Annotated in this window: 22 protein-coding genes; 11 read left to right on the top strand and 11 right to left on the bottom strand. The window is 57.9% G+C overall.

The annotated features are described in order from the left end of the window. Positions 1-4 precede the first annotated feature (4 nt). The 3 genes from H7R58_RS20835 (at position 5) to H7R58_RS20825 (ending at position 5397) form a co-directional block, all read left to right on the top strand. A complete protein-coding gene (locus H7R58_RS20835; RefSeq protein WP_106930477.1) occupies positions 5-1675 on the top strand; it encodes a hypothetical protein in 1671 nt (556 codons plus the stop codon). A gap of 237 nt (positions 1676-1912) precedes the next feature. After that, positions 1913-4324, top strand: coding sequence for a PA14 domain-containing protein (locus H7R58_RS20830; protein ID WP_182929542.1), 2412 nt, complete (start codon positions 1913-1915; stop codon positions 4322-4324). Continuing rightward, positions 4321-5397, top strand: coding sequence for a beta-galactosidase BglB (locus H7R58_RS20825; RefSeq protein WP_182929541.1), 1077 nt, complete (start codon positions 4321-4323; stop codon positions 5395-5397). Before H7R58_RS20830 ends, H7R58_RS20825 begins: the two co-directional genes overlap by 4 nt. A gap of 86 nt (positions 5398-5483) precedes the next feature. Here H7R58_RS20825 and H7R58_RS20820 read toward each other — a convergent pair whose 3' ends face one another. The 3 genes from H7R58_RS20820 to H7R58_RS20810 form a co-directional block, all read right to left on the bottom strand. Next, positions 5484-5954: a GNAT family N-acetyltransferase gene (locus tag H7R58_RS20820; protein WP_182929540.1), complete on the bottom strand. Its 471-nt coding sequence runs from the start codon at positions 5952-5954 to the stop codon at positions 5484-5486. Further along, the gene (locus H7R58_RS20815) at positions 5951-6193 is read right to left on the bottom strand and encodes a DUF2164 domain-containing protein (RefSeq protein WP_182929539.1); all 243 of its coding nucleotides are present in this window, start codon (positions 6191-6193) and stop codon (positions 5951-5953) included. Before H7R58_RS20815 ends, H7R58_RS20820 begins: the two co-directional genes overlap by 4 nt. A 271-nt stretch (positions 6194-6464) precedes the next feature. Continuing rightward, the gene (locus H7R58_RS20810) at positions 6465-7445 is read right to left on the bottom strand and encodes an IS5-like element ISKpn26 family transposase (RefSeq protein WP_000019445.1); all 981 of its coding nucleotides are present in this window, start codon (positions 7443-7445) and stop codon (positions 6465-6467) included. 81 nt (positions 7446-7526) lie between these two features. On the opposite strand from H7R58_RS20810, the gene H7R58_RS20805 reads away from it, so the two are divergent. Both H7R58_RS20805 and H7R58_RS20800 read left to right on the top strand, forming a co-directional pair. Then, on the top strand, positions 7527-7814 hold the full coding sequence (locus H7R58_RS20805; RefSeq protein WP_182929534.1) for a BrnT family toxin: 288 nt from the start codon (positions 7527-7529) through the stop codon (positions 7812-7814). Continuing rightward, the gene (locus H7R58_RS20800) at positions 7801-8103 is read left to right on the top strand and encodes a BrnA antitoxin family protein (RefSeq protein ID WP_106930461.1); all 303 of its coding nucleotides are present in this window, start codon (positions 7801-7803) and stop codon (positions 8101-8103) included. Before H7R58_RS20805 ends, H7R58_RS20800 begins: the two co-directional genes overlap by 14 nt. 44 nt (positions 8104-8147) lie before the next feature. On the opposite strand, the gene H7R58_RS20795 is transcribed toward H7R58_RS20800, so the two are convergent. After that, positions 8148-9560 carry an aminotransferase-like domain-containing protein gene (locus H7R58_RS20795; RefSeq protein ID WP_182929533.1) on the bottom strand — a complete coding sequence of 471 codons (1413 nt, stop codon included), beginning with the start codon at positions 9558-9560 and terminating at the stop codon, positions 8148-8150. A 178-nt stretch (positions 9561-9738) separates the two neighbouring features. Here H7R58_RS20795 and H7R58_RS20790 point away from each other — a divergent pair, with 178 nt between their 5' ends. Continuing rightward, entirely contained in the window at positions 9739-9903 is a 165-nt protein-coding gene (locus tag H7R58_RS20790) for a DUF1127 domain-containing protein (RefSeq protein ID WP_182929532.1), read from the top strand. A gap of 40 nt (positions 9904-9943) precedes the next feature. On the opposite strand, the gene H7R58_RS20785 is transcribed toward H7R58_RS20790, so the two are convergent. Together H7R58_RS20785 and H7R58_RS20780 are read right to left on the bottom strand one after the other, a co-directional pair. Next, a complete protein-coding gene (locus tag H7R58_RS20785) occupies positions 9944-10585 on the bottom strand; it encodes a LysE family translocator (protein WP_182929531.1) in 642 nt (213 codons plus the stop codon). A 47-nt stretch (positions 10586-10632) separates the two neighbouring features. Next, the gene (locus H7R58_RS20780; RefSeq protein WP_182929530.1) at positions 10633-11376 is read right to left on the bottom strand and encodes a helix-turn-helix transcriptional regulator; all 744 of its coding nucleotides are present in this window, start codon (positions 11374-11376) and stop codon (positions 10633-10635) included. Positions 11377-11598: 222 nt separating this feature from the next. On the opposite strand from H7R58_RS20780, the gene H7R58_RS20775 reads away from it, so the two are divergent. Further along, positions 11599-14139: a penicillin G acylase gene (locus H7R58_RS20775; RefSeq protein ID WP_182929529.1), complete on the top strand. Its 2541-nt coding sequence runs from the start codon at positions 11599-11601 to the stop codon at positions 14137-14139. A 137-nt stretch (positions 14140-14276) separates the two neighbouring features. Continuing rightward, positions 14277-15647: an NAD-dependent succinate-semialdehyde dehydrogenase gene (locus H7R58_RS20770; RefSeq protein ID WP_182929528.1), complete on the top strand. Its 1371-nt coding sequence runs from the start codon at positions 14277-14279 to the stop codon at positions 15645-15647. A gap of 54 nt (positions 15648-15701) precedes the next feature. Here H7R58_RS20770 and H7R58_RS20765 read toward each other — a convergent pair whose 3' ends face one another. From H7R58_RS20765 to btsT, 4 genes are all read right to left on the bottom strand, one after another. After that, entirely contained in the window at positions 15702-16247 is a 546-nt protein-coding gene (locus H7R58_RS20765; RefSeq protein ID WP_182929527.1) for a YfaZ family outer membrane protein, read from the bottom strand. A 437-nt stretch (positions 16248-16684) separates the two neighbouring features. Further along, a complete protein-coding gene (gene yjiA / locus H7R58_RS20760; RefSeq protein WP_182934522.1) occupies positions 16685-17638 on the bottom strand; it encodes a GTPase in 954 nt (317 codons plus the stop codon). Between the two features lie 10 nt (positions 17639-17648). Then, on the bottom strand, positions 17649-17852 hold the full coding sequence (locus tag H7R58_RS20755) for a YbdD/YjiX family protein (RefSeq protein WP_106930447.1): 204 nt from the start codon (positions 17850-17852) through the stop codon (positions 17649-17651). A 107-nt stretch (positions 17853-17959) separates the two neighbouring features. Further along, on the bottom strand, positions 17960-20110 hold the full coding sequence (btsT, locus tag H7R58_RS20750; protein WP_106930445.1) for a pyruvate/proton symporter BtsT: 2151 nt from the start codon (positions 20108-20110) through the stop codon (positions 17960-17962). A 422-nt stretch (positions 20111-20532) separates the two neighbouring features. Between btsT and H7R58_RS20745 the strand changes: the two genes are divergently transcribed. Genes H7R58_RS20745 through H7R58_RS20735 form a run of 3 tightly spaced genes read left to right on the top strand, consistent with a single transcriptional unit; the run spans position 20533 to position 25094 of the window. Further along, complete coding sequence (locus H7R58_RS20745; RefSeq protein ID WP_106930443.1) at positions 20533-21822, top strand: ABC transporter substrate-binding protein; 1290 nt, start codon at positions 20533-20535, stop codon at positions 21820-21822. Positions 21823-21833: 11 nt separating this feature from the next. Continuing rightward, positions 21834-22916, top strand: a complete 1083-nt coding sequence (locus H7R58_RS20740) for a glycoside hydrolase family 88/105 protein (protein WP_182929525.1) — start codon at positions 21834-21836, stop codon at positions 22914-22916. Between the two features lie 15 nt (positions 22917-22931). After that, positions 22932-25094, top strand: coding sequence for a glycosyl hydrolase family 28 protein (locus tag H7R58_RS20735; RefSeq protein WP_182929524.1), 2163 nt, complete (start codon positions 22932-22934; stop codon positions 25092-25094). On the opposite strand, the gene H7R58_RS20730 is transcribed toward H7R58_RS20735, so the two are convergent. Beyond that, complete coding sequence (locus H7R58_RS20730; RefSeq protein WP_182929523.1) at positions 25091-26008, bottom strand: GntR family transcriptional regulator; 918 nt, start codon at positions 26006-26008, stop codon at positions 25091-25093. The genes H7R58_RS20735 and H7R58_RS20730 overlap by 4 nt on opposite strands. Between the last annotated feature and the right edge of the window lie 99 nt (positions 26009-26107).

The following is a 26107-nucleotide window of genomic DNA, read 5'->3' as shown; positions in this document are numbered from 1 at the left end:
GACGATGTGGAAGACGCGTGCGCTGGAACTGAACAACCAAGAGTTCTGGAACTGGGACAAGGCCTGCGAGCTGGTGCAGTGGGCGTCCCGCCATCAGTTTAATACCGTGATTGTCGGGCAGGTCGATCTGTTCGACAAGCTGGTCTCGCCGAAGGGCTACACGCCCCACCAGTACAACGATCGTCTCTCCAGCCAGCAGCGCGCCCGCTGCGTTTACCTCAACCGTCTTGCCGGTTATTGCCACAAGCAGGGGCTGCGCTTTTATCTCCAGGCGAAAGAACTCAGTTTCCCGGCCGACCTGCTGGCGGCACACCCGCAGCTGATTGATAAAGACGGCAGCATCCGCTTTGACGTCGAGTTCTGGTGCCAGTATCTGGCGGATAAACTCACGCTGCTGTGCCAGCAAATCCCCGCCATGAGCGGCCTGCTGGTGGCGCTCTCTAATACCGACGGCCTGCTGCCTATCTCCCGTCCCAACTGGGAGCTGACCGGGCAGGACGACCCGTCGCCGCATATCGACCCGCGCAGCTTGTCCCGCTACACCCAATGCTTCAGCGCCATGGCGCGGGCGGTGATGCGTGAAAATAAACACCTGGTGCTGCGTGCCTTTCCGGCGGGCAACCACGATATCAGCAACGTGATGGAAGCCATTCGCACGCTGCCGGAGTGCGTGTCTGTCTCCATCAAGCTGACGCCGGAGCGCTTCTGGCCGACCTTCCCCAATAATCCCGCCCTGCTTGACGTTGAAGATCGCGACGTCTGGGTCGAACTGGACCTGGTCGGGGAAGAGGTAGGCTGGGGCGTGCTGCCGTTCCCGCGCATCGACGAACTGCAGGGGCGCTTGTTGTGGTGTCGCGGTAACGCCACCATCAACGGCGCGGTGTGCAAAACGAGCTGGGAAGGAGTCGACAACCACTGGGTTATCGGCACGCTGAGCGAATGTAACCTGGTTGCCTGCAGCCAGATATTGTCGCGGGAACATGAACATCTCACGCACGCGGCGCTGCTGACCCACTGGCTGGATGAGTGCTACGGCTGGCGTCCTGATGCGGCGGCGTTTGCGGAGTTTCAATCGCTGCTAGGCCAGGCAAGCCAGGTGCTGTATCAGGCCATTTACGTGCGCGACCACGTCTTTCATCGTCACAGCCAGGTGCCGGAAAGCTACGGCCAGGCGGTGTGGAGCCTGTATGGCCAGCTCAACCGCAACCACTGGCTGCCGGGTTCGGAGCGCGATATTTTCTTTAGCGCCAGCGATGTCGCCACCTCTGCCCGTAACCTGTCGCTGATTGCCGAAGAAAAAGACGGTGCTTACCAGGCGGCGCTAACGCTGGGCGAGCAGGCGCTGGCGTTTGCCGAACGCGCCGCGTTTCCGTTCTCACTGCACCGGCGCTGGCAGGAAGAGTGGCAGGGTTTTGCGCTCTACTGCCTGCTGTTCCGCCACGCACAAAAAGCCTTCTTCACGCTCCACTTCGCCCGGCTGGTGGAAAACAGCTGGAGCATGCGCGAGATTTGCCAGGTGAATATTCAGGAGCTTTACCGCTGCGCGGCGGAAATGACCAGCTTCTGCGAGCAGCACGCGGACGCCTCGCCGGGGCTGCACGTGCTGTTTGACCCGACCCGCGTGCGGATGCTGGCCGACAGCCTGAGCCACGAGCTGACGCAATTGAAAGGGTAAAATGTGACAGAGATCGCGGCTGACCGTTCTGTGGTTACCGGGAAACGTGAGTTTTCCCGGCCTGTGTAGCGCGTTGGGCGTTTTCGATGTGATGTCTATCACGTTTTATTCTCTCGTCAGGGCGAGATTGTGAATGACCAGGCAGTTCCGCGTATCGGCGCAACCCCGCGCGTAGCGTGCCTCACCTCGTTTCCCGAAAATAGCGGTTAATGACTATCGGCTATTGAGGAAAGTACTATGAGGTTGGTTGCGGGCGGGGCGCTGACGCACTTTACGGTTTCATCGCCGCACAATACGCGGTTTGCCGAATTTTTCACCGGCGAAGCCATGGATGAACCGATGGACTATCCGTTCGCCAACGGTAAAGGCCCGGCGCAGGAATCGTTCTGTCGGTGTATTTTCCGCCGGGATGCTGCCGGGCGTGCGGTTAACCCGGAACATGCGCTACCGGCGGCGGCCGTCACCTGGACCGGCGACAGCGATACGGTAACGTTCTCCGGCGTACAAAACGTCGCCACCCACAGCCAGCGCTGGCTGCGTGTGACCTTACATGCGCCCGCAGCAGGGCGGTACCCCTTCCAGATTGCCACCTGCGGCGGCGTACGTCTCTGGGTCGACGGCGAGCAGGCCGTCTGCTTTACGCCGTTTACCCGCAATACGCTGCAAACGCTGCCGGTTGATATTGCCCTTCAGCAGGGGGAGAACGCGCTGCTGATTCACCTTGATGAGCTATTTGAACGCGACACCGTGTTTGCGCTGCGGATGATTTACCTTGGTGAAACGCCGCTGGAAGCCACGCTGCCGCAGATGAACGGCGAAGCGCTGGCCGCCGTTCAGCGGTTTATGGACGCGTTGCCCGCGACGATCGTGGCTCAGCGCCAGCGTCTGACGCTGAGCGGCCTGACGGCGAATACGCTGCATCTGGGCGGCGCGATCCACAGCCTCGGCAACGACGTTATCGCCACCTGTCCGCTGGATTTTGGCACCGTCGTGGTCGACGACGGGAAGCTGACGCTCGCGCTGCCGGAGCGCGTTGGGATGGGGCGTTACCGTCTTGAACTGACCGCCAGCCTGAACGACGTGACGATGAGCCGCAGCCTGAGCCTGACCGTGCTGCCCGACGCCACGCCGCCCGGCGGCGAAGGCGTGCTGGAAACCCGCAAACGCGCGGCGCTGAGCTTTATTGCTGAACACGGCGTGCCGCGCACCGGCCGCCTGCTGGCGATGCTGCACGTCGGTCAAAACGGCCCTCAGGCGCAGGAACTGCTGATTAGCACGCTCCAGCGCATCAGCGCGCGGCAGGACTGTTCGGACTTCTCCATGGTACCGCTGCTGTGGATCTGGCATGACTTCCACGGCGAACACTTCCCGGCGGTGCTGTGGAAGCGTGTGCGCTCGGCGATTGTCGGCTATCGCTACTGGTATGACGAACTGGGCAACGATGTAATGTGGTTCTGGAGTGAAAACCACGCGCTGTGCTTCCACACCGCCCAGTACCTTGCCGGGCAAATGTTCCCGGAGGAACGCTTTATTGCCTCTGGCCGCACGGGCCGTGAACAGCAGGCGGTGGCCGCCCAACGGCTGAACGGCTGGTTTGATGCCATCAAGCAGCAAGGCTTTGTCGAGTGGAATTCCGCGCCCTATTACCCGGTGGACGACATTGGTCTGTTCGCGCTTTATCAGCTGGCTGACGACCCTGCACTGCGCCAGCGTGCACGGCATCTGATTGACCGCCTGATGCGCATGAGCGCGCTGCACTATCAGTCCGGGATTGCCGCAGGCACCATGGGCCGCGTCTATGAAAAAGAGCTGCTGGCCAGCCAGATGACCGAGCTCTCAGCGTTCGGCCACGTGGCCTGGGGCGGCGGGCACGTTAACCGCAAGTGTGCCTCGCTGCCGTTCTTCTGCCTGAGCGACTATGCGCCGCCGGCGGAGTCTGCGCAGTACGCCCGCCTATCTCACGGCGCGCTCAGCGCCCACTACGCGTGCGGCGGTGGCAAGATTGTGGCGTGGAAGCAGCCCGCGGTGATGCTTTCCAGCTGCGTCGATCACCACACCGGCGAACGCGGTCATCAGCAGCATCTGGTGGATGTGCAGTTTGCCACGCGTCCCGAGGCGCGGCTGTGGGTGAACCACCCGGGTGACGTGGCACCGGGCAGCGAAGCGCGTCCCTCCTTCTGGGCGGGCAACGGCGTGCTGCCGTGCGTGATGCAGGTGGAAAATCAGGCGATGCTGCTGTGGCAGCTCGACAAGCAGGAGTCGCTGGGCTGGACGCACCTGCATCTTCACGCCGAAGCCTTTGATGAAGTGCGCCCGCTGGCGCAGGGCGTGGTGGTGCGGGCGGGCGACGCGTTTGCCGCCGTGCTGTGCTCGCAGCCGCTCACCGTCAACGGCGATGAAGTGCGCGCCGAAGGCCGCCGCGTGGCGTGGTGGCTGGAAGTGGGCGAGGGTGATTTTAGCACCTTCTGCCAGCGCGTTCAGGCGCTGCGCATTGAACATCAAGGCGACGTCGCGCGGGTGATGGATAGCCAGCACACGCTGATGCAGCTCGATGGGCAGGGCAACTGCCAGCGCAACGGCAAGGCCGCCGCGTTCCCGACGCGGGTGGGCAATGAAATTCAGGTCACGGTGTCAGGAGACGTGCAATGAACAACGCAGCATTAAACGGCCTGCTGGAGCAGGTGGTTCAGGGCTTCTGCCGCCTGAAAAATATGGGTGAAGTGGGCACCCGCGACGGTGAAGGTTTTGCCATCCACTTCGAAGAGTGGGAATGGGAAGTGGGCGTCGGCCTGTACGGCTTCTGGCAGTATGCGCGCCAGCAGAATGATGCTCGCCTCCAGCAGTCGATCCTCACCTGGTATGAAGATCAGCTGGCGAAAGGGCTGCCGGAAATCCAGATCAACACCACCGCGCCGATGATCACCCTCGCGCTGGTGGCCGGGCACACCGGGCGGGACGATCTGCTGACGGTGGTGAACGACTGGGCCGACGCGCTGTTACGCACGCTGCCGAAAACCGAAGAGGGCGGCTTCCAGCACGTGGTGAAAGAGCAGCCGAACACCGGTCATCTGTGGGACGACACGCTGTTTATGACCTGCCTGTTCCTCGGTACCGCGGGCGTGGTGCTCAAGCGCAAAGACCTGATCGACGAAGCTTCGTACCAGTTTCTGCTGCATACTCGTTACCTCTGTGAACCGGCGAGCGGCCTGTGGTACCACGGCTGGACGTTTGTCGGTAAACATCACTTCTCCGAAGCGTTCTGGGGGCGCGGTAACGCGTGGATCACCGTGGCGATCCCGGAATTTATCGCCCTGCTCGGCGACAGCCTCGACGCCAGCGTGAAGCGCTATCTCGCGGTGGTGGTCGCGCGCCAGGTGAATACGCTCTGCGAGCTTCAGGCCGACAACGGCATGTGGCACACGCTGCTCGACGATCCTTTATCGCCGCAAGAATCTTCCGCTACCGCCGGGATCGCCTACGGTATGCTGCGCGGCGTCAGAATGGGGATCCTCGACGAGAAGGTGGCCGATCACGCGATGCGCGCCTGGCATGCGCTGCGCGACAGGATCGACGATGGGATCTTACTGGAAGCGTCAAAAGGGACGATGGTCGGGCCGGACCTGCAATATTACTGCGATATCGCCATGGCCCCCGTACCGTACGCCCAGGCGCTGATGATGCTGCTATTGCTGGAACTTCAACAGGAGAAATGGTGCCGCTAATTGCCTGATGGCGCTGCGCTTATCAGGCTTACGCCGCGGTTTTGTAGGCCGGGTAAGGCGCAGCCGCCACCCGGCACCTTTCCGGGCTACGGGTTCAATTCGCGGGTATAAACCCGCGAGGACTCACCCCACGGGTGATATCCCAGCCCGTTGAACGCAAATCCTGTTTTCTCGTAAAACCCGTCGATATCGGTACACAGATGCAGCTGCGTAAAGCCAAGCTCTTTTGTGTGCCGGGCGATATGCTCAATCAACCGGCGGGCCAACCCCTGCTGACGATAATCCGGCTCAATGTACAGCGCGCACAGCCACGGATACAGTTCGCAGCGGCTGATAAAATCGTTAGCAATCAACCCCGCGCAGCCAATGATCCGATCGCCGTCCTGCAACCAGTACCACTGCGGCAGCGGGTTTTTCGCCCCCGGCGTGCGGCGCAGCGCATCGTCGTAAACCATCATCGATGCTTCCGACGCCCACTGCTGCTGGAAATAGGCGATAACCGCCGCCATCTGCTCGGGATGGTCGCGTAAAGAACGAATAACGTACGGTGAACTCATAGAATTTTCTTCAGATCCATCTCTTCCTGAATGCGCTCGCTCCACGCAAAGTGGGTGCGAATCGCCTCATCAATCCCGGCGTTATAAAAGGCCGGCCCCAGATTTTCGATAATAAAATCGATAAAGAACTCCGCATCGAACTGCTCCAGATCGAGGTCGAACTGTTTGGCGCAGTAGTCGGTCAGCCGATCGCGCAGCTTCTCGCGCTCGGCGGGGGTAAGGGTGATTTCCGTGGTCATAGCGACTCCTGTCGGCAAAGAAACGGTAGGCCTGATAAGGCGAAGCCGCCATCAGGCACAACGGTGGCATCGCCGGATGGCGGCTTCGCCTTATCCGGCCTACATAATCCCATCCGGCAGCTATGGAAGGTGCGAATAAGCAGGTCATTTCTTCCCAAGCTGACTCGCTGATTAAAATTTCGCGGATCTGGGCCGATTTTTTTCCCGCAAACACATCGAATCAGCCTATTTAGGCTATTTTTTCCACCATTTCTGGCGTTATTTCCGGTTTTTACTGAGATCTCTCCCACTGACGTATCATTTGGTCCACCCGAAACAGGTTGGCCAGGGTGAATAACATCGCCAGTTGGTTATCGTTTTTCAGCAGCCCCTTGTATCTGGCTTTCACGAAGCCGAACTGCCGCTTGATGATGCGAAACGGGTGCTCCACCCTGGCACGGATGCTGGCTTTCATGTATTCGATGTTGATGGCCGTTTTGTTCTTGCGCGGATGCTGCTTCAAGGTTTTTACCTTGCCGGGACGCTCGGCGATCAGCCAGTCCACATCCACCTCGGCCAGCTCCTCGCGCTGTGGCGCTCCTTGGTAGCCGGCATCGGCTGAGACAAATTGCTCCTCTCCATGAAGCAGATTACCCAGCTGATTGAGGTCATGCTCGTTGGCCGCGGTGGTGACTAGGCTGTGGGTCAGGCCACTCTTGGCATCGACACCAATGTGGGCCTTCATGCCAAAGTGCCACTGATTGCCTTTCTTGGTCTGATGCATCTCCGGATCGCGTTGCTGCTCTTTGTTCTTGGTAGAGCTGGGTGCCTCAATGATGGTGGCATCCACCAAAGTGCCTTGGGTCATCATGACGCCTGCTTCGGCCAGCCAGCGATTGATGGTCTTGAACAATTGACGGGCCAGTTGATGCTGCTCGAGCAGGTGGCGGAAATTCATGATGGTGGTGCGATCCGGCAGGGCGCTATCCAGGGATAATCGGGCAAACAGGCGCATGGAGGCGATTTCGTACAGGGCATCTTCCATGGCACCGTCGCTCAGGTTGTACCAATGCTGCATGCAGTGAATACGCAGCATGGTCTCCAGCGGATAGGGCCGTCGGCCATTGCCCGCCTTGGGATAAAACGGCTCGATGACAGCGGTCATATTCTGCCATGGCAGAATCTGCTCCATGCGGGAGAGGAAAATCTCTTTTCGGGTCTGACGGCGCTTAGTGCTGAATTCACTATCGGCGAAGGTGAGTTGATGGCTCATGATGTCCCTCTGGGATGCGCTCCGGATGAATATGATGATCTCATATCAGGAACTTGTTCGCACCTTCCTTAGGGAAAACACATGCCAATGGAGTTTGAGTGGGATGCAAACAAGGCACAAAATAACCTGAGGAAACACGGTGTCCGCTTTGAGGATGCGGTACTGGTATTTGACGATCCCCAACATCTGTCGCGGCAGGATCGATATGAGAATGGCGAGTATCGCTGGCAGACCATCGGTCTTGTTCATGGCATTGTGGTTATTCTGGTTGCCCACAGCGTTCAGTTCGAAAGTGGTCATGAAGTGATTCGCATCATCAGCGCCAGAAAGGCAGACCGTAAAGAGAGGAGTCGTTATGAACAGGGTTAAGCATAAACGCGGCAGCGTATCCACGCTGAGTCCTCAGCATGAGGCTGAACTGAAAGCGCTGGCGAATAAATCGGATGATGAAATTGATTACAGCGACATTCCTGCGACAGAAGATGAGCAGTGGTCAGAGGCTAATCGCGGTAAGTTTTTCCGTCCGTTGAAAACGCAGGCGTCTGTGCGTATTGATGCTGACGTGATGGAATGGTTGAAACGCCCTGGAAAGGGTTACCAGACGCGGCTCAACGCCATTTTGCGCGAAGCGATGCTGCGCGAGCAAAATAAGAAATAATGAGCTGGCCGCATAAATTTATGCGGCCATAGGGCACTCCACTCTCACTCCATCGCCACCTTCACCGCCGTTCCCAGCTGCACCATCACCTCGCGGTGCTTGTCGATCGGCGGCAGCGCGCAGTTGATCCGCAAGCAGTTCCGGTACTTCCCCGATGCCGAAAACAGCGATCCCGGCGCCACCTGGATCTTCATCCGGCACAGCTGCTTCGCTACACACACCATATCGACCTGCTCGGGCAACTCTACCCACAGCATATAGCCGCCGGTGGGGCGGGTGACGCAGATCCCGCAGGGGAAAAACTCGCGCAGCCAGCAGGTGTAGATCTCCATGTTGCGCTGGTAGATCTGCCGCATCCGCCGCACGTGGCGGTGATAGTGGCCATCGCGGATAAAGTTCGAGGCGGCCAGCTGGGTCGACGGCACGTTGGTGCCGTTGGCGGCGTACTTCATTTGCAGCAGCTTGTCGTAGTAGCGGCCGGGCGCTATCCAGCCGATGCGCAGGCCGGGGGCGATGGTTTTGGTAAACGAGCTGCACAGCATCACCCGGCCGTCGATATCCCATGAGTGGATGGTGCGCGGGCGCGGGTAGTCGGTCGCCAGTTCGCCGTAAATATCGTCTTCAAAAATCACGATATCGTAGCGTTGAGCGAGGCTCAGCACCGCGCGCTTGCGGGCGTCGGGCATGATAAATCCCTGCGGGTTGTTGCAGTTGGGGACGAGGATCACCCCTTTGATCGGCCACTGATCCAGCGCCAGCTCCAGCGCTTCGATGCTGATCCCGGTGTTGGGATCGGTGGGGATCTCTATGGCCTTCAGCCCTAAGCCGCGCAGCAGCTGCATGGTGCCGTAATAAGTCGGGGATTCCACGGCAATAATATCGCCAGGCTGGCATACCGACAGCAGCGCCAGCGACAGCGCGCTGTGGCAGCCGCTGGTGATGATCAGGTCGTTGGCGGTGACCACCGATCCGCCGTCGAGCATCAGGCGGGCGATCTGTTCGCGCAGTTCGCGGCGGCCGGGCAGTTCGTCGTAGCTCAGCACGTCGACAATATTATGCTGTATTACCCGGCTCATCTCGCGCCACAGTGGTTTAAGCGTGGGCTGGGTGACGTCCGGCGAGCCGCCGCCGAAGGGGATGATCGATTTGTCATTGCGGGCGTCGAGCATGTTCAGTACCTGATCCCACTGGGTGATCTCCACCGGGCGCTGTACCGGGCGCGACATCGGCGGCACCGGCGGCTGGGCTTTTTGCGGCGCGACGAAGTAGCCGGAGCGCGGCTGTGGGGTGATCAGCTGGCGCTGTTCCAGCGTCTGATAAGCCTGCTGTACGGTGCTGATGCTGACGCCATGCTCCTGGCTCAGGCTGCGCACGGAGGGCAGCTTTTCGCCGTGGCGATACAGCCCTTGTTCAATTCGTTCGGCCAGCAGGTTGGCCAGATGTTGGTAACGCGTCATCGCTGTATCCCCAGTGATCGCCATACAGATGAGAAAACCAGTACAGTCAGGCGATAAAAACCGCACGCAGATATCGTTTTAGCGAATCTGTATGTTAAAGAAAAGTGTTTTTTGAATCTGTATTGCAGGGCCGGAAATCCGCGAAGATAAAGCCTCTGGCAAGGTGAGGAGGCAAAGTATGGAATTTCATGAGAACCGGGCAAAACAGCCGTTTATCGGCTTTGTGCAACTGTGGCGCTTTATGAAAAAAGGGTGGCAAGTTCGGCAAACGCGTCGCGTATTGCAGAGAATGAGCGATGAACAGCTGAAAGATGTTGGGCTGCGCCGTGATGAAGTGGGTTAAAAATACGGGCGACGTGCCTGACACGTCGCCCGCCCGCATTTTAGCTCAATATAAATTGCCATAAGATCCAGCCGCCGAAGCCGATCAATATGCCGCCAGCCGCCCGTTCAATTTTCCAGACCAGATTACCGAGCCGTCGCTGAACCTGCGGCAGCGCGATCAGTACGATCAACAACAGATCCCAAAGCAGCACGACGCCGGTCATCCAGACCCCGCACACGGCCTGCTGTACCAGCGTGACATCCGGGCCGAGCAGCGCCGTCATCAGCGCCAGATAGAACAGCGCATTTTTCGGATTCAGCAGTGAAGAGCCCAGCCCCAGCAGCAGCTGTCGGGTGAGCGAGGGCAGCGCCGATGCGGTATGTTGCCACTCCCGTGTTCCGGCGCGGCTATTCAGCAACTGGCGGCCCACCCAGAGAAGGTACGCGGCGCCCATCAGTTCGATACCGGTGAAAAGCAGCGGCGCCTGGCGCAGTAGCCCGGAGCCAATAACGACCAGCAGAATGTAGAACCCGTTCCCCGCTGCAATGCCAAGGCAAACGCCCACGCTGCCGCGCAGTCGAAAGCGTAGCGCGTAGCCAACCAGCAGAAAGAAGTCCGGCCCCGGGCTGAGCAGCGCCATAAAGTGCGCGAGTGCCAGTGCGGGAAACGCCGGAGGGAAGAGTGTAGTGACCTGTTCCATAGCGACCTCAATAAAAAGCGTGAGGTCAGCGTAGGCCTGAAGAGGCGTTAATTATTGTCGGATATTGATCTGCCCAGCGCGTACTGACGCGGCGTGGCGGCCGTGTAGCTGACAAAGGTTTTGTGGAAATGGCTCTGGTCAGCGAAGCCGCTTTGGTAGGCCACATCGGCAATCTCGTCCCCGGCGCGCAGCCGCGCTTTGGCGTACTCCACGCGCGAGTTGTTAAGAAAGCTGCCGGGCGTCAGGCCGGTATCCTGCTTGAACGTTCGGATTAAGGTCTCTTTACGCAGCGAGAAACGTGCGGCGAACGCATCAAGGGAGGGGGGAGCGACGGGGTTTGCCAGTAGCGCCTGCTGCAGATGTTGGCTGGTGGAACGCAGTTTTTCATCAACGCCCGTTCGCAGGGAGAGAGCGGATAACAGCGTGGTCAGCGCGTCGGCGGACATCTGCTCCACGACGGTGAGATACAGGCTGAACAGCGCATCGTTGCGAATGACCTGTCGGGCTAATGGCAGCGGCGTGTCGATATAGAGCATATGGTAGCTGCGCGGCTTTCCTTGTATCGGGTTGCAGCTGTGCGGCGCGTTGGCGGGGATAACGATAAGGTCGCCAGGTGACAAAAGGGACTCCTGCCCGTCACAGACGCAGCGCGTTCCGCCTTCGAGAATCGCCCCTATCGAGAGCTGCGGGTGGCTGTGGCGCTTATAGGCCTGCGTGCTCTGCCAGGTGCTGCGTCGTTCAAGCCCCGGCAGCCGAGTGAAGGTCTGATGAATATCGCGTGGTGTGGTCATTCGCTTCCCCCGGCGGTTTTTTATTTTTATACCACATTAGGGAAAGGTGGGTGGAGATGTGTGAAAAATAAACGATTCGCTTTAGATCACATTAACGAATTTAATGTATCAAATAACTGATATCAGACTCACAGTTCACGCTGAAATCATTCGCCTCATATAGATAAGTGTTGCTTCACAGCTAGTATCAACTCGCTAATCATACACCTGCAAGAGGATACAATGAAAAATACAAATCGTATGATCGTGAACTGTGTTGCTGCTTCCCTGATGTGTTCCTGGAGCCTTTCCGCGCTGGCGGCAGGTGCCCAGACCGAGGTCAAGATTGTTCGCGATGAATACGGCATGCCGCATATTTACGCCGATGATACCTATCGGCTGTTTTACGGCTATGGCTACGTGGTGGCGCAGGATCGCCTGTTCCAGATGGAGATGGCGCGGCGCAGCACGCAGGGCACGGTCTCTGAAGTCCTCGGCAAGTCGTTCGTCAGTTTTGATAAGGGGATTCGCCAGAACTACTGGCCGGATTCCATCCGGGCGCAAATCGCGGCGCTAGCACCGGAGGATAAGTCCATCCTGCAAGGCTATGCCGACGGCATGAACGCCTGGATTGATAAAGTGAACGCCAACCCTGGCACGCTGCTGCCAAAACAGTTTTCCACCTTTGGTTTTGCACCACAGCACTGGCAGCCTTTTGATGTGGCGATGGTTTTTGTCGGCACGATGGCGAACCGTTTCTCTGACAGTACCAGCGAAATTGATAACCTGGCGCTGCTGACGGCGCTAAAAGACAAATACGGTAAGCAGCAGGGGATGGCGTTTTTTGACCAGTTAAAATGGCTGGTGAACCCTTCCGCGCCAACGACCATTTCCCCTAAGGAGAGCCACTATCCGCTCAGGTTCGACCTTAACAATACGCAAACGGCGGCCTTGCTCCCGCGTTACGACCTGCCAGCACCGATGCTCGACCGGCCGGCAAAAGGCGCAGACGGCGCACTGCTGGCGCTGACGGCGGGACAAAACCGGGAAACCATCGCCGCGCAGTTTGCGCAGAGCGGGGCCAACGGGCTGGCGGGCTACCCGACAACCAGCAATATGTGGGTAATTGGTAAAAACAAAGCACAGGATGCAAAGGCCATTATGGTCAACGGCCCGCAGTTCGGCTGGTACGCGCCTGCTTATACCTACGGCATTGGCCTGCACGGCGCGGGCTACGACGTCACCGGCAATACGCCGTTTGCTTATCCTGGCCTGGTGTTTGGCCACAACGGCACGATTTCCTGGGGTTCTACCGCTGGTTTCGGCGATGATGTCGACATCTTTGCCGAAAAATTGTCGAAAGATAAGCCAGGCTATTATCAGCATAACGGCCAGTGGGTGAAAATGCTCAGCCGCGAAGAGACCATTAAGGTCAAAGACGGCCAGCCGGAGACCTTCACCGTCTGGCGCACCCTGCACGGTAATGTGATGAAAACCGACCCAACCACACAAACGGCCTACGCCAAGGCGCGCGCGTGGGAAGGCAAAGAGGTGGCATCGCTGCTGGCGTGGACTCACCAGATGAAGGCCAAAAACTGGCAGGAGTGGACGCAGCAGGCGGCAAAACAGGCGCTGACCATCAACTGGTACTACGCCGACGTGAACGGCAATATTGGCTACGTGCATACCGGTGCGTATCCTGACCGTCAGCCGGGTCACGACCCGCGTCTGCCGGTGCCCGGCACCGGAAAGTGGGACTGGAAGGGGCTGCTCTCTTTTGATTTGAACCCGAAAGTGTATAACCCGCAGTCGGGCTATATCGCCAACTGGAACAACTCACCGCAAAAAGATTATCCGGCATCCGATCTGTTTGCCTTCCTGTGGGGCGGCGCGGATCGCGTGACCGAGATTGACCGCATTCTTGATAAGCAGCCGCGCTTTACCGCCGATCAGGCCTGGGATGTGATCCGCAAAACCAGCCGTCAGGATCTGAACCTGCGGCTCTTCCTGCCGACGCTCAAGGACGCGACGGCGAGCCTGCCGGTAAGCGACCCGCGTCGCCAGCTGGTGGATAAACTAACCGGCTGGGATGGCAGCAACCTGCTCAACGAAGGCGGTAAAACCTATCAGCAGCCGGGCTCGGCGATTCTCAACGCCTGGCTGACCAGTATGCTGAAACGCACGGTTGTGACGGCGGTACCGAAGCCGTTCGCTGACTGGTACAGCGCCAGCGGCTATGAGACGACGCAGGACGGGCCAACCGGCTCGCTGAACATCAGCGTAGGGGCGAAGATCCTTTACGAAGCGCTGCAGGGCGAGAAGTCGCCGATTCCGCAGGCGGTCGATCTGTTTGGCGGAAAACCGCAGCACGAGGTGGTGCTGGCGGCGCTGGACGATGCCTGGCTGACGCTGTCAAAGCGCTACGGCAACGACCTGAACGGCTGGAAAACGCCGGCGATGGCGCTGACCTTCCGGGCCAATAACTTCTTCGGCGTGCCGCAGGCGGCAGCGGATGAAGCGCGTCATCAGGCGGAATACCAGAACCGCGGCACGGAAAATGACATGATCGTGTTCTCTCCGTCGGCCAGCAAAAGCCCGGTGCTTGCCTGGGACGTGGTCGCGCCGGGTCAAAGCGGGTTTATTGCCCCGGACGGCAAGGCGGATAAGCACTATGACGATCAGCTAAAAATGTATGAAACCTTCGGCCGTAAATCGCTGTGGTTAACGCCGCAAGAGGTGGAGTCGCATAAGGAATCGCAGGAAGTATTACAGGTGAAACGGTAATTTTTTCCTGTCATCCCCCGTCTTGTCAGGCGGGGGATGCCTATTCGGAAACCTCCGTTTATACCCAACTTTACGCCCGCAGCCAGCCAGATTGACTACCCTTAATACCCTAAGCGGTAAAAACAAGGAGATTCACGATGGCTTACCAGACAGTTAATCCTGCCACTAACCAGCTTATCAAAGCATACCCTTCTCACACCGATGCGGACGTTGAAGCGGCGCTGAAAGCGGCCGATGCGCTCTACCATTCCGACTGGGCAAAAGGGGATATCGACCAGCGCCTGCCGGTACTCCACAAATTAGCCGATTTGATCGATGCCCGCGTTGAGGAGCTGGCGAAGATTGCCAGCCTGGAGATGGGCAAACTGATCGCCCAAAGTCGCGGCGAGGTGAAACTGTGCGCGCAAATTGCCCGCTATTATGCTGACAACGCGAAGCAGTTTCTCGCGCCGGTGAAGTACAAATCCGAGCTCGGCGAGGCCTGGGTTGAACACCATCCTATCGGCGTGCTAATGGCCGTTGAGCCATGGAATTTCCCTTATTACCAGCTGATGCGCGTGCTGGCCCCGAACCTGGCAGCAGGTAACCCGGTGCTGGCTAAACATGCCAGCATTGTGCCGCACTGTGCGGAGACTTTTGCGCACCTTGTCCGTGAAGCGGGCGCGCCGGAAGGGGCGTGGGCCAATCTGTATATTTCTCAGGATCAGGTGGCGAAGATTATCGCCGACGATCGCGTACAGGGCGCGGCGCTGACCGGCTCCGAAAAAGCGGGCAGCGTGGTGGCGGCACAGGCGGCGAAGCACATTAAGAAATCAACCCTTGAGCTGGGCGGTAACGATGTCTTCGTGGTGCTGGACGATGCTAACCTCGATAAAGCGGTGAAAATTGGCGTTAATGCCCGCCTGAACAACGCCGGGCAGGTCTGTACCGCGGCAAAACGTTTTGTGCTGCATGAGAAAATTGCCGATGCCTTCCTGAGCAAGTTTACCGAAGCGTTTAAGCGGGCAAAAATTGGCGACCCGCTGGATGAAAGCACCACGCTTGGCCCGCTGTCGTCAAAAGACGCGCTGGAGACGCTGACCAAACAGGTCAACGAAGCAGTGAAAAACGGCGCGAAGCTGCATCTCGGCGGTAAGCCGGTGCAGCGTGACGGCAGCTTCTTCGAGCCCACCATCCTGACCCACATTTCCCGCGATAACCCGGCGTATTTTGAAGAGTTCTTCGGCCCTGTCGCGCAGATTTACGTGGTGAAGAATGATGATGAAGCGATTGCGCTGGCCAATGATTCCCACTACGGGCTGGGCGGTGCGGTCTTTAGCCAGGATATTGAACGGGCGAAGAAAATGGCCTCGCGCATTGAGACCGGGATGGTGTACATCAACTGGCTCACCGATACCGCGGCTGAACTGCCGTTTGGCGGCGTGAAGCGTTCCGGCTACGGGCGCGAGCTGTCGGATCTGGGAATCAAAGAGTTTGTGAACCAGAAGCTGGTAGTGGTGCGCCAATAGCGGCAGCCATAAAAAAACCTGCCATCGGGCAGGTTTTTTTGGAAGTGGGTAACGTTAGAAGTTTACGCCGCCGCCAATGTAGGCACCGTCAATCAGCGTGTGGTTTGGACGGCCGTCTTTGCCGTCAACGCTGACGTGGCGATAGCCCGCTTTCAGAGTGACCAGTGAAATTGGCGACCAGCTTACGCCGCCGTTAGCTTCAACGTAGTTTTTCACGCTGTTGTTCAGGCCTTCCGGCGCGGCATAGCCTTCGCCAAAGACGCGGATGCTGTCGGTCAGGGCTACGCTAACGCCGCCGCCGATAGGGAACGCCACGCCGTTATCGCCTTTTTTCGGGCCGATGTAGATAGCTTTCGCGCCTGCGTTCAGCATCACCGGACCGACTTCCAGGTTATAGCCTGCGCCCACGCCGCCGGTCTGGGTGCCGTCGTCGGTGTTTTTCAGCCAGTTGCTTTCTGCGTACAGGCCGGATGAGGATTTACCCATTTCCAGATTCAGGTTGGTAAAGTTTTTACCCTGCTCAAGGCTACCGCCCATCGCCAGTGCGGAACAGGATACGGCGGTCAGAGCGGAAAGGAGCAGGATATTAAGCTTTTTCATGGTTTATTCCTCGTCATAAAATTAATCTGAGGACACCTTAACAAGTGGATTTTACTTCTGCAAATGTGACTCATGTCGATTTTTAATACTGGAATTGTAGTGGGTATGGTGTTTTTTTGTTGCTTGTCTGTTTGTTTTTACCTGCGTCAATAATTAGCGTTTTGACGTTTAGCGCCCGTTTAGTTTTTGCCTAAACGTACCTTGAACAGAGCGGGGGATATTGGTTGGCAGTGAATTAATTGTCTTTCTAATAATTTCCAAAAACGTTCCGATTGTCATGAATAAAAATGGATATTTACATTTCTACGCATTTAATTACCCCCTTCCGGGGCGGAGGGGGCATGATTCAGGCAATTGGCGTAGCCCGGCCAAGCGAAGCGCCGCCGGGAGCGGCTCGGTGCTAATCCCGGCGGCGCTTCGCTTGGCCGGGCTACGGGTTATTTTTTCAGGCTGGCGAATGCCGCGCGAATTTCTGCTTCCGGCAGTTGAATGCCAATAAACACCAGCGTGCTGTGCGGCGCTTCATCGCCCCACGGCCTGTCCCAGTCGGCGCTGTACAGGCGCTGTACACCCTGGAACAGCAGGCGGTTCGGTTCGCCGTCAATCCACAGCATCCCTTTGTAGCGCAGCAGCTTGTCGGCGAAGTCCAGCAGCAGGTTCTCCATCACCCGAGAGACATCGCTGATATCCACCGGGTAATCCAGCTCCACAACAATCGACGACACGTCGTTTTGCTGGTCGGCCATAAAGTGGAAGCACGGCTTCGAGGTCACGTTCTCTTCCAGCATAAAGCCGTTGGTGTTGAACAGCAGACTCAGGTCGATATCGCCGTGGGTGACAGTGTAAATCGGCGCGCGGGCGTTGATGCGGGTCAGACGCTCGCGCAGCTTTTCGGCCTCACCGGCGACGTCGGTTTTGGTCAGCAGAATACGGTCAGCGTAGCCAACCTGCGACTGGGCGATGGTGAACTGGTTCATCTGCTCGTCGGCGTGCACTGCGTCGACCAGCGCAATTACGCCATCCAGCAGATAGCGTTCACACAGCACCTCGTGGGAGAAAAAGGTCTGAATGATAGGGCCGGGGTCGGCCATGCCGGTGCATTCAATCACCAGGCGGTCGAAACTGATGTTGCCCTGGTCGAGATTATCGAGCAGGTCTAACAGTGCGTCTTCCAGCTCGTTAGAGCGGGTGCAGCAGATGCAGCCGTTGGTCAGGGTTTTAATCTGCGTGGCGCGGTCGCCAATCAGCTGATCGTCGACGGAGACTTCGCCGAATTCGTTTTCAATCACGGCAATTTTAAAGCCGTGCTGTTCGTTGAGGATGTGGCGCAGCAGGGTGGTTTTGCCCGCGCCGAGGAAACCGGTAAGTAGGGTAACTGCAATCGGTGCCATGATGTCTCCTTTAACAGCAGCGCATGCCGCCTTTTCCATCGCCGCCGTAGCGCGCCTGCTGGCGCTCGCGGAAGAACGCTTCGTAGGTCATGTACGGTTTATCCGGATGGTTGGTCTGCATATGTTCGACGTAGTTGTCGTAATCCGGAATGCCAATCAGCATTTTTGCCGCCTGACCGAGGTATTTTTTTGCCTGACCTAAGTTACCAAACATTGTCTCATCCAGATATGAATAAAGCCGGATGGCGGCTAGCGCCTTATCCGGCCTACAGACTGCACTTTTTGTAGGCCGGATAAGCGCAGCGCCATCCGGCAAAGAGGTTAGTGGTGTGAAGAGGTCTTCACGCCGCCTTCCGGTACCGGCACATACGGTGTTTCTTTGTCGGTACGTTTATCGCTATTGCGCACCTGCATCCAGGTTTTGAAACCGTAGAAGATGATGCTGTACACCACCACCAGGAACAGAATACTCAGGCCTGCGTTGGTGTAGTTGTTAATCACGATATGGTTCATGTTGGCGATCTGCTGGGCGGTCAGTTCGCCGCCGTTAGCAATCTTCTCTTTGTACTGATTCGCCATGTAGAAGAAGCCTTCCATCTGCGGGTTGGTGCTGAACAGTTTCAGGCCCAGCGCCCAGGTGGTGCAGATAAGCAGCCATACCGCCGGGATAGTGGTGACCCAGATGTATTGGGTGCGCTTCATCTTAATCAGGATAACCGTACCCAGCACCAGCGCCACGGCGGCCAGCATCTGGTTAGAGATACCGAACAGCGGCCACAGGCTCTTCACGCCGCCCAGCGGGTCAACCACGCCTTGATACAGCAGGTAGCCCCACAGGCCTACGCAGCCCGCAGTCGCGACAACGCCAGCGACCAGCGAGTCGGTTTTCTTCAGGAACGGCACGAAGTTACCGAGCAAATCCTGCAGCATAAAGCGGCCTGCACGGGTACCGGCATCCAGTGCGGTAAGGATGAACAGCGCTTCGAACAGAATCCCGAAGTGGTACCAGAAGCCCATATCGGCCATCGGCAGCACTTTGTGGAACACGTGGGCGATACCGACCGCAAGCGTTGGCGCGCCGCCTGCGCGGTTCAGTACCGACGGTTCGCCGATATCTTTCGCGGTTTGCAGGATCTGCTCAGGCGAAATCACGAAGCCCCAGGAGCTGACGGTCGCTGCCGCATGGGCGGTGACATCTTTCAGCTGCTGCGCAATCAGCGCCGCGTTCTCGCCGCCCATTTCATGCAGGTTCGGCATGGTGATGCCCAGACCTGCTGGCGGCGTGTTCATCGCGAAGTAAAGACCCGGCTCGATGATAGAGGCTGCCACCAGCGCCATAATGGCGACGAAGGACTCCATCAGCATCGCGCCATAGCCGATGAAACGCGCGTCGGTTTCGTTGGCCAGTAGCTTCGGCGTGGTGCCGGAGGAGATCAGCGCGTGGAAGCCGGAAACGGCGCCACAGGCGATAGTGATAAACAGGAACGGGAACAGCGCGCCTTTCCACAGTGGGCCGGTACCGTCGATGTACTGGGTCACGGCTGGCATTTTCAGATCCGGGTTGAGGATCACGATGCCCAGCGCCAGGCCAACGATAACGCCGATTTTCAGGAAGGTCGCGAGGTAGTCGCGCGGTGCCAGAATCAGCCATACCGGCAGCAGGGCAGAGATAAAGGCATAGCCAATCAGCGCGAAGGTGATGGTGGTGTCTTTAAAGGTCAGCGCCGGGCCCCAGTACGGGTCGTGGGCAATCACGCCGCCGAAGTAGATGGAAGCCACCAGCAGCACGATACCGATCACCGACACTTCACCGACGCGGCCCGGGCGGATAAAGCGCATGTAGATACCCATAAACAGCGCAATCGGCACGGTTGAGCAGACGGTGAACACACCCCACGGGCTTTCTGCCAGGGCTTTCACCACGATCAGCGCCAGCACCGCGAGGATGATGATCATAATCAGGAAGCAGCCGAACAGGGCAATGGAGCCCGGCACGCGGCCCATCTCTTCTTTGACCATTTCGCCCAGTGACGAACCGTTACGGCGCGTGGAGATAAACAGCACCATAAAGTCCTGCACCGCGCCCGCGAGCACCACGCCCGCCAGCAGCCAGAGGGTACCCGGCAGGTAGCCCATCTGCGCGGCCAGCACCGGCCCAACCAGCGGGCCGGCACCGGCGATAGCGGCGAAGTGGTGGCCGAACAGCACGTAGCGGTTGGTCGGCACGTAGTTCAGGCCATCGTTGTTAATGACCGCCGGCGTTGCGCGCGTGGGGTCGAGCTTCATCACCTTCTGGGCGATGTACAGGCTGTAGTAGCGATAGGCCACCAGATAAACAGAAACCGACGCCACGACGATCCACAGGGCACTGACGTGCTCACCGCGGCGTAAGGCGACGACCGAGAGGCAAAACGCACCGATGATTCCGAGAATCACCCAGGGTATGTGCTTGAATAGCTTTTTCGTATCCATAGTAAAACCTGGTTTTTTTAAGATTAATAATCAGCCGAAGCTGCCGTTGTTTTTTGCGTTTGGGGATTGAGGAGGTATTGATTCTGATGATGAGTTTGTCAGAGATACGCGCGCGTAAAGTTGGGTAAATGCGTGAGCGGTTGAAAGTGAGGGCTAAGCGGTTGCTTTTCGCGGTAAGCGGTTGGACAACCTTTGTTCGACGGCAAAATATGTGATTGAGATCGCAAGTTTTTTTCCTGTTGCCGTTTCTCTGCGCACAACTACGTATGATTAAAAACCAATAAAAAACACTATTGTCACTAATTGATCACAACTCAGCGTGATGACCCTCTCCCCGCCGCCGCGTTTTCCCGACTATTGGCGCAACCCGGCCGGTGAGCCATGCAGCTTGCCGACCTGTATCCATAAAAAGGATGAACACAATGAAAAATATGCGGCTAAAAGCACTTTGTTTGGTTCTGGGAGCGGGCATGTTGTGGCCAGCGGTGGGGCAATCCGCCACGGAATTGCGCATGTCGTGGTGGGGTGGCAACCAGCGCCATCAGGCCACCACTGAGGCGATTAAAGCCTTCGAAGCGCAAAACCCGGACGTTAAAATCAATACCGAACCCAGCGGCTGGGACGGCTATTTATCCCGCCTGAGCACCCAACTGGCGGGCAATACCGAACCGGACGTGATGCAGATTAACTGGAACTGGCTGGTGATGTTCTCGAAGAACGGCGACGGGTTTTACGATATTAACCGCCAGTCGGCGAATATCGACCTCAGCCAGTTTTCCAGCCAGGGCAAGCAACTGGTGACGATGAACGGCAAGCTGAACGGTGTGCCGGTGGCGATGACCGGGCGTTCGATGTACTACAATCCGGAACTGTGGAAAAAAGCGGGCGTTGCCTATCCGCAGACCTGGGAACAGATGATTGCCGCCGGTCCGGCGTTTAAAAATACGCTGGGAGACGACTACTACCCGTTTATCCTCGCTAATCATGACACCACCATCATGACGTTTCTGAACTCTTACATGGTGCAGAAATACAACATCCCGATGATCGACCCGCAGAAAAAAGCCTTTACCTACAGCCGCGAACAGTGGCTGGACTATTTCGGCATGTACAAAAAGCTGGTGGATAACCATGTTATTCCTTCCATGAAATATCTCTCGGCCTTCGGCAAAGCCAACGCCTGGGAAATTAAACCATGGCTGGACGGCAAAATCGGCGGCGTCCACACCTGGAGCACCGACGGTACCTTTGCCGGTAGCCTGCGCGCGCCTGCGCATCTGGAAGTGGGGCCGTATCCGATGCTGCCAGGGGCAACCGATGCGGGCATCTTCTTTAAACCGGCGATGATGTTCTCCATCGGTAAAAACAGCAAACACCCGGAACTGGCGGCGAAGCTGATTAACTTCCTGCTCAACGACCCACAGGGGATTAAAGCCATGGGTCTCCAGCGCGGCGTGCCGTTGAGCGCCGAAGCGGTAAAAGTCCTGCAACAGGACGGCGTGCTGGATAACAGCCAGATCCAAGTGCAGGGGCTGGCGCAGGTAGACCAGCTGATGGGCAAAATTGAGCCGTCGCCGTGGTTTGAAAACCCACAGCTGTTGTCCTACTTCCTCGATGCGGTTCAGCGCTATGACTACGGGCAGCTCACCCTTGAACAACTGGCCGATGAATTTCCCCAGCGCGCGCAGCGCGTCCTGAAAAAGATCATGTAATTGAGGTGGTTATGTCGCAATTATTAAAAGAGTCGATTTTAAGCAAGCTGGATACGCTGTTTAATGAAGTGATTGTGGTGCGCACCAACGACGCTGAGCTAAAAAAACAGAAGGTTATCGCTTCTGACCTGTCGATTGAAAACTGGGACTGGTCGCAGGGGGTGGGCATTTACGGCATCTGGCGTCTGTATCAGATTACCCGCGAGCCGCGTTACCTCGATTACCTGAACGGCTGGTTCTCCCGGCGGATGGCTGAAGGGCTGCCGGAGAAAAACATCAACCGCATGGCGCCGATGCTGACCGCCACCTGCATGGCGGCGGAACTCGGCGAAACCGGCTGGCTGACGGATATCGCCGACTACGCCGACTGGATCGACACGCGTCTGCTGCGCACCCAGGAAAACGGCTACACCCACTGCACCAGCGATCATCTCAACGAAGAGCAGCTGTGGGTCGATACGCTGTTTATGAGCGGCCTGTTCCACGCCCGCGCGTCACAGCTGCTCAATAAACCGCACTACATGGACGATGTGGCGTATCAATTCTTACTGCACATCAAATATCTCGTCGACCGCCGTAGCGGACTGTGGATGCACGGCTGGAGCTTTATCGAACGCAACAACTACGGCGCGGCGCTGTGGGGGCGGGGTAACGGCTGGGCGGCGGTGGGCAGCGTCGATTTTCTCGAGATGGCGAATGCCGATAACGCCAATACGCGCTTTATCCGCGAAGCATTTGTCCGCCAGATGCAGGCGGCGGTGCACTACCAGCATAACAACGGGATGTGGTCGACGTTAATCGATCACCCTGAAAGCTATCAGGAAGCGTCGGGTACCGCCGGGCTGACCTACGCGCTGCTGAAAGGCGCGCGGCTGGGGCTGCTGGACAACCGCTGCCGTGATGCGGGGTGGGCGGGCATCCAGGCGCTGATTGCACGGATTAACGATCAAGGGGAAGTGGCTGACGTGTCGGCTGGCACATCGGTAGGACGCGACCTCCAGCACTATCTGGATATCCGCGTTCGTCAGCGCGCCTACGGGCAGTCGCTGGCCATGCTGGCGCTAGGGGAAGCGCTTGCCCATCTAAACGGATAACTTAAGGACAAGGTCATGACGACAAACCCCAGCGCGGTGCTGAGCGTCGAGGAAGAGCAAAAAATTCTGGCGCGGATCCACGATCCGCGTATTCCTTCAGCCGAGGTGAACGTGCGCGATTTTGGCGCCGTCGGCGACGGCGTCACGCTGGACACCCAGGCAATTCAGCGGGCGATCGCTCATCTCCACCGCCAGGGCGGCGGCAGAGTGGTGGTGCCAGCCGGTCGCTATCTTACCGGCTCACTGGCGCTGCTCAGCAATATAAACCTGCATCTGGATAGCCCACAGAGCGTGCTGCTGTTCACGACCGAGACCACCGAAGCGCACTACCCGCTGGCTTTCGGCCACTGGGAGTGCTCGCCGCTGTGGAACTACCGGGCGCTGATTTATGCCTGCGATGCGCAGAATATTGCGCTGACCGGGCGGGGCGTGCTGGACGGTCAGGCCAGCGACAGCGTCTGGTGGCACTGGACGCATCAGATTGAGCACGCCTGGTCGACCTCCGCCCGCAACCTGCAGCGCCCCGCCAGCCTGCGTCTGCGCGAAATGAACCTCAACGGCGTGCCGGTCGCCGAGCGCCGTTTTGGCGACGGCCACTACCTGCGGCCGATGTTTATTCAGACCCTGCGCTGTGAGAACGTCCTGCTGGAAGGCGTTACGCTGCGCAATTCGCCGATGTGGCAGGTGAACCCGGTCCTGTGCCGCAACGTTACCGTCCGGCGCATGACGCTGCGCTCCCACGGCCACAATAACGACGGCGTCGACCCGGAAAGCTGCTGCGATGTATTAATTGAAGATAACCTGTTTGACTCCGGTGATGACTGCATCGCCATTAAGTCCGGGCGCGATCGCGACGGGCGTGAGGCCAATATTCCCTGTGAAAACATCATCATCCGCCATAACCGTTTTGCCGATGGCCACGGCGGCATTGCGTTAGGCAGCGAGATGAGCGGCGGTATCCGCAACGTGTTCGCCGTGGGCAATGAATTTGATAGCCCGGCGCTGACTTACCCGCTGCGCCTCAAAGCTAACGCCCTGCGCGGCGGGGTGATTGAAAACGTCTGGCTGCGCCACTCGCGGGTGAAGCGGGTGCGCGATGCGGTGGTCCACGCCACCATGAACTATGCCGAGGGCGTTTACGGCAGCCATCTGCCGCGTTTTCGCAATATCGTGGTTGAAGATCTGGAAGCGAGCGGCGGCGAATACGGCCTGTTTATCGAAGGGCTGGCACAGTCGCCAATTGAAGGGCTGGTGCTGAAGGATATTCGCATCACCGACGTTGAGCATCCGCTGCACGCCGCCCACTGGGGCAGCGGCGTGAAGGTGGAAAATGTCACCATTAACGGGCTGGCCTATCCGCGCCCGGTGCAGCTGTTTATTCGCGGGCTACCGCAGGTGGGCGACTATCTACGGGCGATTGCGCAGCTGCCGGGCAATGACGATGCGGTCCTGCGCTATTCGTGGTGGCTGGGAAAAACGGCGGAAGGGCCAATGACGCCGCTGGGCGAGGGCGATATTCTGGCGCTCACGCCGACGATGGCCGGGCGTTTTGTACGCTGTCGGGTAAACCACGGAGAGATGAGCCTGCTGAGTAAGCCGTGGCTGATTCAGCCGGAGGGCAGCATCGATCTGGCGAGCAGCCATTCGGTTAATGCCGGTATTTTGTGCGCGCGCGGGGTGATCGAAGAGAAAGGCGGCGCGGAATGTATTACCCGCTTTGAGCTGGCGCAGATGATCATTCGCCTGTGGGGATTGCAGTATCAGCCGTCGAATGGGGTCGTCATCCAGGATATTGCGCCGGATTCCGTCTGGTATCCGGGCATTGCCGCCCTGATTCAGCGCGGCATGATGGCGCTGGTGCAGGGGAAATTCCTGCCCGACCGTCCGATTCGTCGCGAAGAGGCGGCGACGGTCGCCATGATGAGCTGCGGCGTGTCGTACCGTAACGCCTCCACGATGCTGCAATCGACCTTTACCGACGGGCGCATTCTGCGCGATATCTACCTTACCAATGCTCAGCGCGCGGTGGCCTTTGGTTTTATGCGCTGCGATGAGGAAGGCCGCTTCCGCCCACGCCGCTATCTGCGCCGCTACGAGGCGCTGGAGATGCTGCTGGCGATTGGCCACTTTATGGGCGATCAGGATGCACAGCAGCGGCAGGTGAAGCCGCTGCGCTAGTCGGAACGGCGGCGGGCAGTTTGATCGATCGAACGGATCATTGACTGCTTCGCCGTCATTAAATGGTTGCGCAGCGCCAGAGTGGCATCGATCTCGTTACGGCAGATCAGCGCTGTCAGGATCATCATGTGCTCATCAATGGCGATAATATTGCGCTGTTTAAGATCGCTTTCATCCCACTGATAGTGGAAGTGGAAAATAACCGAGATAATTTCCAGTGACTGATTAAAAAATATATTGTTGGCGGCCGAAAGCAATAAGGCATGAAAATCCCGGTCAAGCTGGGAGAATGTTTTTACGTTGTCACCAATACGATCTCTTAATTGCCGATGGTGCTCCAGTAATGTTTTTGCCTGTAGCCAGCGAGGGTCGCCGTCGGGCAAATTAAGAAAGCGCTGAAGGGCGTGTAATTCCAGCATTTCGCGTAATTCAAAAAGCTGCTCGGCGTAGGAGCGGTCAAATTCTTTCATGCGCCAAAGACCGCGCTTTTCGCTGACGATAAGATTATAGCGGCCAAATTTCAGCAAATATTCTCTGGCCGCCACCGGACTGACGCCGGCCATTTTTGCCAGGGCAATTTCGCTCATCACTTCCCCGGCCTTCAGCTGCCGCTGGTTAATCATTGAAAAAAATGCCTGTTCAAAAATCTGCGTCTGTTCTTCGAGCGGCGCCTGGGTGCACTCAAAGCCGTCCAGCGCATCAGGTTTGCGTAGCACGATGTAATCTTTGCCAATTTTCTCCAGCACGCCGCGCTGCTGCAGGTGGATGAGAATGTGCCTGACGGTGGTGCGGCTGATGTTAAACATCTCGCCCAGCGCCGACTGCACCGGCAGCGGAGAAGGAATATGACCGCGGGCGATACCATCGATAATCTGATTCACCACGCTACGACGTAAATTCTGCGAACGGCTCATGCTGCATCCTCCTGATAATGATTAAAAACGAATTTAAAACCTATTTCTGCGTTGGCATTCACAAGAATTTGTTGCACTGATACGGAATTACCGCGAAAT

Origin of the sequence: Klebsiella sp. WP4-W18-ESBL-05, from assembly GCF_014169075.1 — a bacterium.
GTDB lineage: Bacteria > Pseudomonadota > Gammaproteobacteria > Enterobacterales > Enterobacteriaceae > Kluyvera > Kluyvera ascorbata_B.
This window is presented reverse-complemented; position numbering and strand designations above follow the sequence as displayed.